At 47.3% G+C, this 503-nt stretch carries 1 protein-coding gene; it reads left to right on the top strand.

Annotated features, from left to right (window positions below; genetic code table 11):
- A partial coding sequence (locus AB4517_RS20525) for an arginine deiminase family protein (RefSeq protein WP_372149707.1) occupies positions 1-437 on the top strand: 437 nt, incomplete at its 5' end.
- Positions 438-503: the final 66 nt, after the last annotated feature.

Below are 503 nucleotides of genomic sequence, written 5' to 3'. Positions count from 1 at the left end.
TACCAAAACACCGCTCTTGTATGCACCTTGATACGGTGATGACACACATGGATATCGACACTTTCTCTGTCTACCCAGAGATTGTTCGCAAAGATCTAGACACTTGGCGCCTAACACCTAAAGAAAATGGCGAAATGCGTGTCGAAAAAGCTGAAAACTACCTCTCAGCGATTGAAGGCGCACTAGGCCTTGATCAACTGAAGATCATCACTACCGGCGGTGACAACTACGAAGCTGAGCGTGAACAGTGGAATGACGCTAACAACGTGCTGACGGTGAAGCCAGGTACAGTGATCGGTTATGAGCGTAATGTTTACACCAATGAGAAATACGACAAGGCGGGTATCGAAGTTCTAACGATTCCTGGCAACGAGCTAGGCCGTGGTCGTGGCGGCGCACGCTGTATGAGCTGCCCTATCGAAAGAGATGGTATCTAAGTCAAAGAGCTCAGTTAAACGGACTCAATAACTTATCTAGGCCAGTATTCATTTACTGGCCTTTTT

The sequence above is a fragment of the Vibrio sp. 10N.222.52.C3 genome, from assembly GCF_041474195.1.
GTDB lineage: Bacteria > Pseudomonadota > Gammaproteobacteria > Enterobacterales > Vibrionaceae > Vibrio > Vibrio crassostreae_C.
This window is presented reverse-complemented; position numbering and strand designations above follow the sequence as displayed.